The following is a 13,600-nucleotide window of genomic DNA, read 5'->3' on the forward strand; positions in this document are numbered from 1 at the left end:
CCGTTGGCGATCAGTTGCTTGTAACGGGCGTTCGACTCCGTCGCCGTACCGAAACCGGCGTACTGCCGCATCGTCCAGGGACGGCCCGTGTACATGGAGGGATAGACGCCACGCGTGTAGGGATAGTTGCCCGGCTCGCCGAGCTTCTCGGCGGGGTCCCAGCCCTCCAGGGTCTCCGGCCCGTACACCGGCTCGATGGGTAGTCCGGACTCCGACTCCGCCCTGCCGCCGTTGCTCATATGTGTGAGCCTGGCGCGGGCAGCTAAAGCCGGGCTTCCCGCGGTCCAAATCGAAGCGGCGAATGCGAGAGTGTTTCCGGGAATTTCCGCGCTACGGCACCATCTCCTGCCGAGGGAAGACGCAACTCGTTCACCGTGTGATGTTCAAGCTACTGGTTGGGGAGGTCTCGGAAGGCTTTCAGGTGAGTCACTCCGAGCCCCGGGGCCCCAACCACACTCGATGCTGCAACCCGCATCACCTGGAAGCCGTGACCAGCGAGGAAGCTCTTCGGCGCCGGGACCGGGAGAGGGCACGCCTCCGTTAGGTTGGGACCGGTCATGTGAGATTCCGTGAGAGATGAGAGGGTTTGACGGGTGAGCGAGACACCACCGAACACCCTGCAATACCGCTTTGACGGGCCAGAAGAGGCTCCGGTCCTGATCTTGGGTCCCTCCCTGGGTACCACCTGGCACATGTGGGACCGGCAGGTCCCCGAGCTGACCAAGCAGTGGCGTGTCTTCCGGTTCGACCTGCCGGGGCACGGCGGCGCGCCCGCGTACCCGGCGGGCGCGGTCGGCGACGTCACCGACCGCCTGCTGGCCACGCTCGACGGCCTCGGCGTGCACCGCTTCGGCTACGCGGGCTGTGCGTTCGGCGGCGCGGTCGGCATCGAGCTGGCCCTGCGCCACCCGGAGCGCCTCGCCTCGCTGGCGCTGATCGCCGCCTCGCCCCGCTTCGGCACGGCCGACGAGTTCCGGCAGCGCGGGGTGATCGTCCGGACGAACGGCCTCGACCCCATCGCCCGTACCTCCCCGGACCGCTGGTTCACCGGCGGTTTCGCCGCCGCGCAGCCCGCGATCACCGAGTGGGCCGTCCAGATGGTGCGCACCACCGACCCCGGCTGCTACATCGCGGCCTGCGAGGCGCTCGCCTCGTTCGACGTACGGGGCGAACTGAGCCGGGTCGGCGCCCCGACCCTGGTCCTCGTCGGCTCGGACGACCAGGTCACCGGCCCCGCCGAGGCCCGCACCCTGGTCGCGGGCATACCGGACGCCCGCCTCGCCGTCGTACCCGGCGCCTCGCACCTGGTGCCCGTCGAGCAGCCCGCCGCCGTCACCGACCTGCTGGTGAGACATTTCTCCACCGCCTGGCAGCCCGGCTTCGACTCCACCACCGGCATGACCGCCATCCAGGCGGCCCCGGTCAAGCCGGTCCTGGCCGCCGCGCCGCCGCAGTCCGCGCCCGTCGCCGAGATCGCCGCGGCGGCCGTGGAACCGCAGGCCGCGGTACGTCCCGACCCGTACGACGCCGGACTCAAGGTGCGCCGCGAGGTGCTCGGCGACGCCCATGTCGACCGCGCGCTGGCGCAGGCCGACGAGTTCTCGGGGGACTTCCAGGAGTTCATCACCCGCTACGCCTGGGGCGAGATCTGGGACCGGCCCGGCCTCGACCGCCGCTCGCGCAGCTGCGTCACCCTCACCGCCCTGGTCGCGGGCGGCCACCTGGACGAGCTCGGCTTCCACATCCGCGCCGCCCTGCGCAACGGCCTCACCCCGGCCGAGATCAAGGAGGTGCTCCTGCAGGCGGCCGTCTACTGCGGCGTACCGGCGGCGAACAGCGCGTTCAAGGTGGCCCAGCAGGTCATCCGCGAGGAGACGACCCCGACCGAGTGAGCCCCGCGCCCGACCGCGGGGGAGGATGGACTTCATGAAACTCACGAAGAAGTCGCACGCCTGCGTCCGCCTCGAGAAGGACGGGCAGACGCTCGTCCTCGACCCCGGGGGATTCAGCGAGGAGGACGCCGCGGTCGGCGCGGACGCCATCCTCGTGACGCACGAGCACCCCGACCACTTCAACGAGCAGCGGCTGCGGGCCGCCATGGAGGCCAACCCGGCCGCCGAGATCTGGACCCTCACCTCGGTCGCCGAGAAGATCTCGTCCGCCTTCCCGGGCCGCGTGCACACCGTCGGTCACGGCGACACCTTCACCGCCGCCGGCTTCGACGTCCAGGTCCACGGCGAACTGCACGCCGTGATCCACCCGGACATCCCGCGTATCACCAACGTCGGCTACCTCGTCGACGGCGGCAAGGTCTTCCACCCCGGTGACGCGTTCACCGTCCCCGACCGCACGGTCGAGACCCTGATGCTCCCCGTCATGGCCCCCTGGAACAAGATCTCCGAGGTCATCGAGTACGTCCGCGAGGTCAAGCCGCAGCGCGCCTACGACATCCACGACGCCCTGCTCACCGACCTCGCCCGCCCGATCTACGACAACCAGATCGGCACCCTCGGCGGCGCGGACCACCTGCGCCTGGCGCCGGGAGCCTCAGCGGAGGTGTGACGGCCCCGGGCTCGGCCCCCGCCGCGGGCACGGGCACGGCTCCGGCCCCGGGCACGGCCCTGGCTGCGGCTCCGGCCCTGGCCCTGGCTGCGGCTCCGGCCCTGGCCCTGGCTGCGGCCCCGGCCCCGGCTCCGGCTCCGACCCCGGGCACGGGCTGGGCCTCAGGCCCAGGCTCGGCCCCGGGCCCCCTCGGCCTGCGGCCCCCCGGTCCCCGGCCTCGGCCCCCGGCCCCCCGGTCCCCGGCCTCGGCCCGGGCACCCGGCCTCGGCCCGGGCACCCGGCCTCGGCCCGGGCACCCGGCCCCGGCCCGGGCACCCGGCCCCTGGCTCCCCCCCCGCCCCAGCCGCCCCGCATTGTCAGACCCGCCCGGTAGGTTGTCAGGCATGCGCATCGCGACCTGGAACGTGAACTCGATCACCGCCCGCCTGCCGAGGCTCCTGGCCTGGCTGGAGGGTAGCGGCACGGACGTGCTGTGCCTCCAGGAGGCCAAGGTCGCCGAGGAGCAGTTCCCCCTCGACCAGCTGCGCGAGCTGGGCTACGAGGCGGCGGTACACGCCACCGGCCGGTGGAACGGCGTGGCGGTGCTCTCCCGCGTCGGCCTGAAGGACGTGGTCAAGGGCCTGCCGGGCGATCCCGGCTACGACGGCGCCCCGGAGCCCCGCGCCGTCTCGGCGACCTGCGGCCCGGTCCGCGTCTGGTCGGTGTACGTGCCCAACGGCCGCGAGGTGGACCACCCGCACTTCGCGTACAAGCTCCAGTGGCTGGAGAGCTTGCGGGCTGCCGTCGCCGGTGACGCGGCAGGCAGCCGCCCGTTCGCGGTGCTGGGCGACTACAACGTGGCCCCGACGGACGACGACGTGTACGACAGGTCCGCCTTCGAGGGCTCCACCCACGTCACCCCCGCCGAGCGCGCAGCCCTGACCTCCCTGCGCGCGGCGGGCCTGTCCGACGTGGTGCCGCGTCCCCTGAAGTACGAGCACCCGTTCACGTACTGGGACTACCGCCAGCTCTGCTTCCCCAAGAACCGCGGCATGCGCATCGACCTGGTGTACGGCAACGAGCCGTTCGCCAAGGCGGTCACCGACGCGTACGTCGACCGGGAGGAACGCAAGGGCAAGGGCGCCTCGGATCACGCCCCGGTCGTCGTGGACCTAGACGTGTAGACGTGTAGACGTGTAGACGTACAGCACGCCTACAGCCGCCCTACAGCAGCCGCAGGTCCACCGACTCCGCCAGCGCCGCCAACCCCGCGTCCCCCGGATGCAGATGGTCCCCGCTGTCGTACGCGGGCAGCATCCGCCCGGGTGAGGCCGGGTCGCGGATCGCCGCGTCGAAGTCCAGCACGGCGTCGAACACCCCGGCGCCGCGGATCCACGCGTTGACCACGACCCGCTCCGCGTCGACGGCGCCCGTGCACCGCGCGTGGCCCGCGCAGGGCAGGAGCGTGGCCGCCAGGGTCCGCAGCCCGCGCGCGTGACCGCGGTCCGCGAGTTCCCGCAGCCCCGCGATCACCTGCTGGGCCGTCGCGCCGCCCAGCACGTCGTTGACGCCCTCGAACACGACCGCCGTACGCACCGACGTCTGGGCGAGGACATCGCGGTCGAAGCGGCTCAGCGCGCTCACCCCGGCCGAGATCGTGGAGACCCCGTCGCCGCGATAGCGGTCGGCGATCACACGGTTGCCCGAGATCCCCTGGTTGAGCACCCCATAGTGCGGGACCACACTCTGCCGCAGCAGCCGTGTGGCCAGCACATCGGGCCATCGCCGGTTCGCGTCCGGCGTGGACTTGTCGCCGTCGGTGATCGAGTCCCCGAGCAGCACCACGGACCCGGGCCCGCCGCCCACGTCCACCCCGGTCAGCAGCGGCCAGCTCGTCAGGACCGAGGTGTACGCCGCCGCGGAGCGGTCCGCCGTATGATCGCCGGCCTCGCTCACGTACGACCGCTGCACCGCCAGCCGGTGCAGCGGCGCCGTCGCCACCGTCCCCGGCAGCTGGAAGCTCACCAGCAGATTGGCGTCCGCGGGGACCGTGAAGGCGAGCGGATCGCTGAACTCCTGTGCCCCGGCGGGGATGTCGACGCCGTTCGCGCCCTGGAAGGTCAGCGGCACCGGCACCTGCTCCGCCGCGGCACCAGCCGCCTGTACCGCCACCGTCGCGCCCCCGATCCGCACCGGCGCCGCCGCGAAGGTGTTGTCGAACCGCAGCCGCACCAGCGGACCGCCCGCCGAGGTGTGCACCACGAGCCGCACCGTCCGGTCCGACCAGGGCCCGACAGTCGGGTAGCCGGAGGTCGAGGCCGCCCAACTCCCCGTCCAGCCCGGCTCGCCGGCCCGCACCGACAGGGCGAAGACATGCAGATCGGCCGCGTCCGGCAGCCGTACGGAGGCGACCTCGCGCCCCGGCGCGAGCGGCACCGTCACGACGTACAGCCGGGCCCGCTCGGTGAGTTGGCCGTCGGGGGTGTTGACGTGCGGCAGCGCCACCGCCTTGGTGGCGAGCGGTCCCCGGCGCCAGTCCGGGGCGGTCAGGCGGTACGAGGAGAGGGTGCCGTCCGTGTACGAGACCGTGCCCGCGCCGCTCACCTCCTCGCCGCCCGTGCCCGCCACCAGGAAGGCGAGCGCGTCGCCGCGACCGGGGAGGTGGACCCACTGCCCGGCGGCCCGCACATTGTCCGGGCCGCCCGTCGCCCGCACCGGCCACGTCAGGCGCGCCCCCTGCACGGTGAGGGTGCGGCCGGGCGTCCAGCCCGCGGCGGTGAGATCCCGCGCCGACAGGGAGGCGCCGAAGCCGTCGAAGTCCGCCTCGCCCGGCCGGGCGTCGTCGCTCACCCCCGTGTTGTCGAAGAGCCACTCCAAGGGGAGGGGGACCGCCGCGGCGGCCCGTGCCGAGCCGGCCGGCGCCAGAGTGGCGAAGAGGGCGGCGAACAGGGCCAGCGCGACCGTGGGCATGAGGGCACATCGGCGCACGGCCGACTCCTTCTGTTCGCAATGGGACGAAACGGAACGAAAGATGCATCGCGAAGCTAAGGAGACATCGGGGGCGCGTCAACACGCCATGCGCGGACTCGGTGTGAAGTCGACCGGAATCGACGGCCCGCGCGCCTGTAGTGCGCACGGCAGTGTGAGTGACACGCTGGGTGTATGAAGATCCCTTTTCTGGGCAACCGGCGTGAGAAGCCCGGCGCTCTCGATCCCGAGGGCATCGCCGAACTGCTCGCCGAGTGCGAACTGCTGCGCTCCCAGGCGTCCAAGGAGGGCGTCCGGCTCGACGACACGGCGGCCTCGTTGGAGGCGCTGGACCAACTGGTGCCGCGCTGGCGGGACGACGAGGAGATCCTGCCCTGGCTCGGCAACGACGCCGGTCTCTACCTCGGCACGGTCGTGGTGCGGACCGTACCGGGCGCCGCCTGGGACCTGCGGCCGGACGGGCAGCCCGTGATCCGGCTCGCCTCCGGCCGTGAGTTCGACGTCGTCGCCTCCGGCCATGAGTGGGCCGCCAGCGGAGTGCCCGAGCTGTCGCAGCTGTACGGCGAAGTCGCCGAAGCGTGAACCCATGAGCCATAGTTCGCGGTAAATACGGCTAATGCCCGAAAGGTGCGTGTCGTCCTCTCGGAGCGATCTTGCCCGGATAGGTTGCGGCGACTACGACACAGCGAGCGCGCCAGGACTTCCTCTCCAGGATCGTCAAGCACTGAGCGGGGGAGTGCCACTCATGTCCCGTACGACCCACTACGATGTGCCGTTCCTCCCGGTGGTGATGACCGAGGCCGTGGACGTCGCCTCGGCCGGACCAGGGACGCCGCTGCCGGGTGGGGGACCCCCCGCGGTCCCGAAACCGTAGGGGGTAGCAGCTCGCAGAGCCCATACCCGCCCGGCGGCAGCCGGAGATCACTGCTCGCGCAGCGGGATCGACACGTACGACGGGTCGTTCACCGGCGAGGAGAAGGTCAGCTGCGCGCCGGACGGGTTGTGCTCGATGTAGAGCGGGTCGACCGTGTCGACCACCAGGGCCAGTCGGTGCCCTGCCGGGACGTCGTAGGCCGTGGAGAACAGCTCCAGGTCGACGTCGAACGGCTTCCCGGGCGTCCGCCCGTGGAAGGTGTACGGCGCGTTGCTGACCAGCTTGCCGAGGCCGAGCGGCCCCACGTCGTAGAGGTAGGCGACGAGGGTGCCGCTCTCCTCGGTCGGCGTGACAGTGGTGTGCAACTCTGGAGTGCCGCGCACCTGTTGGGCGGTCGGGTACTTCTCCGACTGCCATACGGCGGCCCAGCGGCGGGGCAGCAGCGGGATCGAGGCGACCGGGGGCAGCTTGGCCACCTGGTCGAGGATGCTGGACAGGAAGACCACCCCGCCGTCGGCGCCCGAGTCGACGTTGGTGTGGAGGGTGGACGTGCCCGCCAGGGCGATCTTCTTCCGCGTCGCGCCGACCGACTTCCAGTCCGGATAGCCCTCGTAGCCGCCCGTGGAACGGGACTTGAGCCGGACCGGCTGCTCCCGGTCGACGCCGTTGTCCTCGCCCATGAGGTAGTGGTCGAACCAGCGCTCGGTGTCCGTCCACACGTCGTTGGGCAGCCCGAACAGGCCGGTGATCTCGGCGGTCGCGTGGTCTCCCGGGCGGAATTCCAGCCGTTTCGGGCCGGTCAGCTTCTCGTAGAAGTCCGCGAACTGGTTGGGCGGGAAGATCGTGTCGCCCCAGGCGTTGGCGAGCATGACCGCGGTGTCGTTCCCGTTCAGCTGGTCGACGTAGGTCGCGGCGGAACGTTTCTTTCCCCAGGCGATGATCTCCGGCTCCTTGGCCAGGTTGGAGCCGTAGAAGTCGTCGAAGATCTGCCGGAGTTCGGCGCTCTGGCGGCCGGTGACCAGGCTCGCGCCGTCCAGCAGCCCGGCGGCCTGGACGTGCTGGGTGCGGCCCGAGTAGATCGAGCCGATCAGGTCGGCCCAGCCGCTGAGGGCCGCGACCGCCTTCACGCGCTTGTCGTGCGCGGCGGCGAGCAGGCTGATGCCGGCGCCGTACGACACGCCCGCCATGCCGACGTGCCCCGCGTCCGCCGGGGTGTTGGCGAGCGCCCAGTCGATGACCTTGGACGCGTCGGCCACGTCGGGCGGACCCGCTACCTCTATCGTGCCGCCCGACTGCCAGAACCCGCGCACGTTGTAACTGACCACGATGTAGCCCGAGTTCGCGAGCTTCTGGGCCTGGGCGAGGTACTGGACCTGGGGCAGGCCCCAGCTCGTGGGCAGCACGAGCAGCGGGTAGCGGCGGGTGCCGTCGGCGCCGGCGGGCGTGATGACGTTCGCCTTGAGGACCGCGCCGCCGTCACCGGTGATGTCGACGAAGCGGATGCCGGTCGCCGCCTGGGAGGCGGGGGCGAGCCCGAGGGCGCTGCCGGCGATCAGGGTCGCCGAGACGGCACCCACGGCGGTGGTGCGCAGGGCCTTGCGGTGTAGTCCCACGGGTCACTCCTCACTCGTGTCGCATGGCACGTGTCAGCACGTGTCAGTGGGAAAGTGACCCGACGGTAACCTCGGCGCTTTACCGGAGGTAACCCGTCGGTAAGTTACGCGGGAGTAACGATTGTTGAAATGTGCTGAAACCTAGGAGCCGCGGTGGGAGTTGCGCGGAGGCGCCGGTGTCGGCAGGGGTGCCTGAGCTTCCCGGGTGACGTCCGCGACGAGTTCGACGACATCGGGGCCGTACGCCTGCGAGTTGACCACCTTCAGCAGCAGGACGAAGGCGGAACTGCCGTACTTGCGCGTCAGCCGTTCGTGGTTGCGGCCGAGGTAGCGCGTCGTGGCCTGGTTGGTGATCGCGGTCTGCCCGCAGAAGAGGAAGACGGGCCGGGTGCCGTGGCTCTGTGCGACGGTGAGGCGGGCGAGGAGCGCGTACTCGGCCCTGCCGACCTCCACGCGGTAGCGCTCGGAGCCGACCTGGAAGGCACCGCGGTCCGGACTCGGTTCGGCGTCCACGTTCACGCGCACACCGGGGAGCAGTGAGGTCAGGTGCGCCGCCATGCGGCGATTCGAGGCCGGGCCGCCGACGCAGAACTCGGTGCGTTCGCCGAAGCCCTGGCGCGCCGCGTCGTGCGGGAGGATCTGGGCGTGGGCGTTGCAGTCCTTGATCAGTGCGGCGAGTTCGAGGAGGGCGAACACGTCGTAGCGCATCACCGCCAGGTCGGGCCCGCCGGCTCCGCGGTTCACCACGAGCAGCGACTCGGAGTTGTCCGGCAGCCCGAAGAACGCCTGCTTGCGCCGCAGCTTCCGCTTCCACAGGTAGGTCCGGGCCAGCCAGCCGAGCGCGGCACTGATGCCGGCGGCCACAACGCCGAGGACGATGTTGCGTACGTCGTCATTCATGGGCGCGCATGCTAGCGGGCGAACGCAAACCCGTGTTCGAGACCGGCCCGCGCGCCTTCCTGACACCGACCCTGACCGACCCTGACATCGACCCCTGACACCAACCCCTGACGCCGACTCACGCGCCTTTCCTGACGGGGCCATGGCGATCGATTAAGCTGCGCGAACGGTCTCTGGCTGGAGGTGCGGATGCGTCGCCCTGTCGCACGCAAACTGTCGGTTCTGGCGGTCTCGGTCGCCGTGGTGTCGGTGGGGGCGGCCGCGCCACCCGCCGCCCAGAGCGGTCCCGTTGAAACAGCCGCGAAGGTCCCGGTCGCCGTCGGCTACGGCGGCGCGGTCGCGAGCGTCGACGCGGACGCCTCCGCCGCCGGCATCGAGGTGCTGAAGAAGGGCGGCAACGCCGTCGACGCGGCCGTGGCCACGGCCGCCGCGCTCGGCGTCACCGAGCCCTACTCCTCCGGTATCGGCGGAGGCGGCTACTTCGTCTACTACGACGCCAAGTCCCGCAAGGTGCACACGATCGACGGCCGCGAGACCGCGCCGCTGACCGCCGACCAGAACCTCTTCGTCGAGAACGGCAAGCCGCTCGCCTTCGCCGACGCCGTCAGCAGCGGCCTCAGCGTCGGCACGCCGGGCACGCCCGCCACCTGGCAGACGGCACTCGGCCAGTGGGGCAGCAAGGGGCTCGGCAGCGTCCTCGAGCCCGCCGAGCGGATCGCCCGGGACGGCTTCACCGTCGACGACACCTTCCGCTCGCAGACGGCGTCCAACGAGACCCGGTTCCGCTACTTCCCGGACACCGCCGAGCTGTTCCTGCCCGGCGGTCAGCTCCCCGTGGTCGGCTCCACCTTCAAGAACCCCGATCTCGCCCGCACCTACGAGGAGTTGGGCAAGAAGGGCGTCGGCGCCATCTACCACGGTGATCTCGGCGACGACATCCTCGATACGGTGAACAACCCGCCGGTGGACCCGAGTTCGGGCTGGAACGCCCGCCCCGGCGAGCTCTCGGAGAAGGACCTCGCCGCCTACCGCGCCAAGCTCCAGGCGCCCACCAAGACCTCCTACCGCGGCCTCGGCGTCTACTCCATCGCGCCCTCCTCCTCCGGTGGCACGACGGTCGGCGAGGCCCTCAACATCCTCGAGAACACGGACCTTTCGAAGGCGAGCGAGGTCCAGTACCTGCACCACTTCATCGAGGCGAGCCGGATCGCGTTCGCGGACCGCGGCCGCTGGGTCGGCGACCCCGCCTTCGAGGACGTACCGACGAAGGACCTGCTGTCGCAGAAGTACGCCGACTCGCGGGCGTGCCTCATCAAGGACGACGCGGTGCTGACCAGCCCGGTCGCGCCCGGCGACCCGCGCGACCCGGCGGCCTGCGCCACCGGGGGAACGGCGGCGCCGACGACGTACGAGGGTGAGAACACCACGCATCTGACGGTGGCCGACAAGTGGGGGAACGTCGTCTCCTACACGCTCACCATCGAGCAGACCGGCGGCAGCGCGATCACGGTCCCGGGTCGCGGGTTCATCCTCAACAACGAGCTGACGGACTTCTCCTTCGCCCCGGCCAACCCGGCCGTGCACGACCCGAACCTGCCGGGTCCGGGCAAGCGTCCGCGGTCGTCGATCTCGCCGACGATCGTGCTCGACCGGCACAACCAGCCCGTGGTGGCGCTGGGTTCGCCCGGTGGCGCGACCATCATCACGACCGTCCTGCAGACCCTGACCGAGTTCCTCGACCGAGGGCTACCGCTGGTCGACGCGATCGCCGCGCCGCGCGCCAGTCAGCGCAACGCGGCCCAGACCGAGCTCGAACCCGGCCTGTACGGAAGCGAGTTGCGCAAACAGCTGGAGGCCATCGGGCACTCCTTCAAGTCCGTCGCCGAGATCGGCGCGGCCACGGGCGTACAGCGGCTGCCGAACGGGCAGTGGCTGGCCGCCGCCGAGAAGGTACGGCGGGGCGGCGGCTCGGCCATGGTCGTGCGACCGGTGAAGTAGCGGTCACAGTTCGGGGGCGGGCGTCGCGTCCTGCGTGCGGAACGCGAGCTGCCCGTCCTCGACGTCCACCGTCACCCGTCCGCCCGCGGCGATCCGGCTGTCCAGGAGCAGCCGGGAGAGCTGGTTGTCGACCTCGCGCTGGATGGTGCGGCGCAGCGGGCGGGCGCCGTACTCGGGCTGGTAGCCGCGCTGGGAGAGCCAGTCGACGGCCGGGTCGGTGAAGTCCACCGAGACGCCCTGCGCGTGCAGGAGGTGGCGGGTCTTCTCCAGCAGCAGGTTGGTGATCCGGCGCAGCTGCTCCGCGGTGAGCTGGCGGAAGATGACGACCTCGTCGATGCGGTTGAGGAACTCGGGCCGGAAGTGCTCGCGCAGCGGGCGCAGGATCTGCTCGCGCCGTGCCTCCTCGTCGGCCTCGGCGCCGCCCGGCCCGAAGCCGATGCCGGCGCCGCGCCGGGTGATCGCCTCGGAGCCGAGGTTGCTGGTCATGACGATGACCGTGTTGGTGAAGTCGACCGTGCGGCCCTGCGCGTCGGTCAGCCGCCCGTCGTCGAGGACCTGGAGCAGGATGTTGAAGACGTCCGGGTGCGCCTTCTCCACCTCGTCGAGGAGGAGCAGCGAGTACGGGTGCCGCCGTACGACCTCGGTGAGCTGGCCGGCCTCCTCGTGGCCGACATAGCCGGGCGGGGCGCCGACCAGGCGGCTGACGGTGTGGCGCTCCTGGTACTCGCTCATGTCGAGGCGGACCATGCGCTCCTCGCTGCTGAACAGGGACTCGGCGAGGGCACGCGCCAGCTCGGTCTTGCCGACGCCGGTCGGGCCGAGGAACAGGAAGCTGCCGATCGGCCGGTCCGGGCTCGCGAGCCCGGCGCGGGAGCGCAGCACCGCGTCGGCGACCACGCGGACCGCCTCGTCCTGGCCGACGACCCGCTGGTGCAGATGCTCCTCCAGACCGAGCAGCCGGTCCTTCTCCTCCTCGGTGAGGCTGCTCACCGGAATGCCGGTCTGCCGGGAGACGACCTCCGCGACGGCCTCGGCGGTGACCTCCAGGTGCAGCCCCTCGTCGGCCTCGCCGTCACCCCCGGCCTCGGCGATCCGCTGCTTCAACTCGCCGATGCGGTCGCGCAGTTGTGTGGCCTGCTCGTACTGCTCGGCTGCGACCGCCTGGTCCTTGTCCCGGGTCAGCTGCTCGACGTCGCGCTCCAGGGCCCGTACGTCCGTGCCCTTGGTCCGCGCGCGCAGCCGCACCCGCGCGCCGGCCTGGTCGATCAGATCGATCGCCTTGTCCGGCAGGTGGCGGTCGGTGAGATAGCGGTCGGACAGCTCGACGGCGGCCACCAGGGCCTCGTCGGTGTAACGCACCTGGTGGTGGGCCTCGTAGCGGTCCCGCAGCCCGCGCAGGATCTCGATCGCGTCCGCGACGGTGGGCTCCGGCACCAGGATCGGCTGGAAGCGGCGGGCCAGCGCCGCGTCCTTCTCGATCCGCCGGTACTCCTCCAGCGTGGTCGCGCCCACGATGTGCAGCTCGCCGCGGGCCAGGGCCGGCTTGAGGATGTTGCCGGCGTCCATGGATCCGCTCTCGCCGCCCCCGCCGGCGCCGACGACGGTGTGCAACTCGTCGATGAAGACGATCAGTTGGTCGGAATGGGCGCGGATCTCGCCGACGATGTTGTTCAGCCGCTCCTCGAAGTCGCCCCGGTAGCGGGTGCCCGCGACGACGCCGGTCAGGTCCAGGGCGACCACCCGGCGCCCGATGAGCACGTCGGGCACGTCACCCTCGGAGATGCGCTGGGCGAGCCCCTCCACGATGGCGGTCTTGCCGACGCCCGCGTCGCCGATGAGCACCGGGTTGTTCTTGCCGCGCCGGGAGAGCACCTCGATGGTCTGCTCGATCTCCTCGTCCCGCCCGATCACCGGGTCGATCCGGCCCTGCCGGGCCAGGTCCGTCAGATCGCGGGAGTACTTGTCCAGCGTGGGCGTCTCGGCGGGGCGCGGACGCTCGGTGCGCGCCTGCGCGGCGTCCGGGGTCGCCTCGGGCGGCAGGCCGGACGGCGCGAAATGGGCCGAGTTGAGGATGTGCCCGGCGGCCGAGTCGGGGTTCGAGGCCAGTGCGGTGAGCACGTGCTCCGGGCCGATGTAACCGGCACCGCGGGCCCGGGCCAGCTCGTGCGCGTCCAGCAGCGCGCGCTTGGCGGCCGGGGTCAGGGACAGCGAGGTCGGCGGCGGCGCCTCGCCGGGCTGGTGCTGCGCCGGGCCGGAGCGCTCGTCGATCTCCGTGGCCAGTGAGTCGGGGTCCGCGCCGGCCCGGCTGAGCAGGGTCCTGGTCGGTTCGGCGGACAGGGCGGCCCGCAGCAGGTGCTGGGTGTCGAGGTCGCGACTGCCGTGCTCGGCGGCGTACTGAGCGGCGCCCCGCACGAGTTCCCGGGCGGGCTGACTCAGCAGCCGCCCGATGTCGATCTGGCGGGGACCGGGACGCGGTCCGCCGAAGAAGCGGGCGAGGAATTCGCCGAAGGCGTCGTAGCCCTCCGGTCCGGTGAAGCCGCTGGTCATGGCGTTCCCATCCGGCGTCCCTGCGGGGCCCGGGACGCCCTCGCTGATCGACGTGCCGGGGTCGGGTAACCCGGGCGGGAGCCGGTTACACCTGGGCGCGCGTTCGTAGAACACCTTCGCACGATCGGTGACGGGGGGC

Annotated in this window: 12 protein-coding genes; 7 read left to right on the forward strand and 5 right to left on the reverse strand. The window is 71.7% G+C overall.

Features of this window, described 5'->3' with window-relative positions; translation table 11 throughout:
• Positions 1-239: methylmalonyl-CoA mutase family protein (locus AB0I77_RS42655; RefSeq protein WP_363288249.1), on the reverse strand; the 239-nt coding region annotated here is incomplete at its 3' end.
• Between the two features lie 62 nt (positions 240-301).
• Here AB0I77_RS42655 and AB0I77_RS42660 point away from each other — a divergent pair.
• The 4 genes from AB0I77_RS42660 (at position 302) to AB0I77_RS42675 (ending at position 3,725) form a co-directional block, all read left to right on the forward strand.
• Positions 302-544 carry an HNH endonuclease gene (locus AB0I77_RS42660; protein ID WP_363288250.1) on the forward strand — a complete coding sequence of 81 codons (243 nt, stop codon included), beginning with the start codon at positions 302-304 and terminating at the stop codon, positions 542-544.
• A 49-nt stretch (positions 545-593) separates the two neighbouring features.
• Positions 594-1,892 carry a 4-carboxymuconolactone decarboxylase gene (gene pcaC, locus AB0I77_RS42665; RefSeq protein WP_363288251.1) on the forward strand — a complete coding sequence of 433 codons (1,299 nt, stop codon included), beginning with the start codon at positions 594-596 and terminating at the stop codon, positions 1,890-1,892.
• A 34-nt stretch (positions 1,893-1,926) separates the two neighbouring features.
• Positions 1,927-2,562, forward strand: a complete 636-nt coding sequence (locus AB0I77_RS42670) for an MBL fold metallo-hydrolase (RefSeq protein ID WP_363288252.1) — start codon at positions 1,927-1,929, stop codon at positions 2,560-2,562.
• Between the two features lie 383 nt (positions 2,563-2,945).
• Positions 2,946-3,725: an exodeoxyribonuclease III gene (locus AB0I77_RS42675; protein ID WP_363288253.1), complete on the forward strand. Its 780-nt coding sequence runs from the start codon at positions 2,946-2,948 to the stop codon at positions 3,723-3,725.
• A 40-nt stretch (positions 3,726-3,765) separates the two neighbouring features.
• On the opposite strand, the gene AB0I77_RS42680 is transcribed toward AB0I77_RS42675, so the two are convergent.
• A complete protein-coding gene (locus AB0I77_RS42680) occupies positions 3,766-5,511 on the reverse strand; it encodes an SGNH/GDSL hydrolase family protein (protein WP_363288341.1) in 1,746 nt (581 codons plus the stop codon).
• Between the two features lie 192 nt (positions 5,512-5,703).
• Here AB0I77_RS42680 and AB0I77_RS42685 point away from each other — a divergent pair, with 192 nt between their 5' ends.
• Together AB0I77_RS42685 and AB0I77_RS42690 are read left to right on the forward strand one after the other, a co-directional pair.
• The gene (locus AB0I77_RS42685) at positions 5,704-6,111 is read left to right on the forward strand and encodes a DUF6278 family protein (RefSeq protein WP_363288254.1); all 408 of its coding nucleotides are present in this window, start codon (positions 5,704-5,706) and stop codon (positions 6,109-6,111) included.
• A 163-nt stretch (positions 6,112-6,274) separates the two neighbouring features.
• A complete protein-coding gene (locus AB0I77_RS42690; protein ID WP_363288255.1) occupies positions 6,275-6,403 on the forward strand; it encodes a hypothetical protein in 129 nt (42 codons plus the stop codon).
• A 47-nt stretch (positions 6,404-6,450) separates the two neighbouring features.
• Here AB0I77_RS42690 and AB0I77_RS42695 read toward each other — a convergent pair whose 3' ends face one another.
• Together AB0I77_RS42695 and AB0I77_RS42700 are read right to left on the reverse strand one after the other, a co-directional pair.
• The gene (locus tag AB0I77_RS42695) at positions 6,451-8,016 is read right to left on the reverse strand and encodes a CocE/NonD family hydrolase (RefSeq protein ID WP_363288256.1); all 1,566 of its coding nucleotides are present in this window, start codon (positions 8,014-8,016) and stop codon (positions 6,451-6,453) included.
• 141 nt (positions 8,017-8,157) lie between these two features.
• Positions 8,158-8,916, reverse strand: a complete 759-nt coding sequence (locus AB0I77_RS42700) for a hypothetical protein (RefSeq protein WP_363288257.1) — start codon at positions 8,914-8,916, stop codon at positions 8,158-8,160.
• 189 nt (positions 8,917-9,105) lie between these two features.
• Between AB0I77_RS42700 and ggt the strand changes: the two genes are divergently transcribed.
• On the forward strand, positions 9,106-10,914 hold the full coding sequence (gene ggt / locus AB0I77_RS42705) for a gamma-glutamyltransferase (protein WP_363288258.1): 1,809 nt from the start codon (positions 9,106-9,108) through the stop codon (positions 10,912-10,914).
• Between the two features lie 3 nt (positions 10,915-10,917).
• Here ggt and AB0I77_RS42710 read toward each other — a convergent pair whose 3' ends face one another.
• The gene (locus AB0I77_RS42710; protein ID WP_363288259.1) at positions 10,918-13,461 is read right to left on the reverse strand and encodes an ATP-dependent Clp protease ATP-binding subunit; all 2,544 of its coding nucleotides are present in this window, start codon (positions 13,459-13,461) and stop codon (positions 10,918-10,920) included.
• Positions 13,462-13,600 lie beyond the last annotated feature (139 nt).

The organism is Streptomyces sp. NPDC050619 (assembly GCF_040654815.1).
Classification (GTDB): domain Bacteria; phylum Actinomycetota; class Actinomycetes; order Streptomycetales; family Streptomycetaceae; genus Streptomyces.

Bases quoted from the DNA above. Each gene is read 5' to 3' on its own strand.
- AB0I77_RS42690 (WP_363288255.1), top strand. From the start codon at position 6,275: ATGTCCCGTACGACCCACTACGATGTGCCGTTCCTCCCGGTGGTGATG.
- AB0I77_RS42675 (WP_363288253.1), top strand. From the start codon at position 2,946: ATGCGCATCGCGACCTGGAACGTGAACTCGATCACCGCCCGCCTGCCG.
- AB0I77_RS42670 (WP_363288252.1), top strand. From the start codon at position 1,927: ATGAAACTCACGAAGAAGTCGCACGCCTGCGTCCGCCTCGAGAAGGAC.
- ggt (WP_363288258.1), top strand. From the start codon at position 9,106: ATGCGTCGCCCTGTCGCACGCAAACTGTCGGTTCTGGCGGTCTCGGTC.
- AB0I77_RS42680 (WP_363288341.1), bottom strand. From the start codon at position 5,511: ATGCCCACGGTCGCGCTGGCCCTGTTCGCCGCCCTCTTCGCCACTCTG.
- AB0I77_RS42710 (WP_363288259.1), bottom strand. From the start codon at position 13,461: ATGACCAGCGGCTTCACCGGACCGGAGGGCTACGACGCCTTCGGCGAA.
- AB0I77_RS42685 (WP_363288254.1), top strand. From the start codon at position 5,704: ATGAAGATCCCTTTTCTGGGCAACCGGCGTGAGAAGCCCGGCGCTCTC.
- AB0I77_RS42660 (WP_363288250.1), top strand. From the start codon at position 302: ATGCGAGAGTGTTTCCGGGAATTTCCGCGCTACGGCACCATCTCCTGC.
- AB0I77_RS42700 (WP_363288257.1), bottom strand. From the start codon at position 8,916: ATGAATGACGACGTACGCAACATCGTCCTCGGCGTTGTGGCCGCCGGC.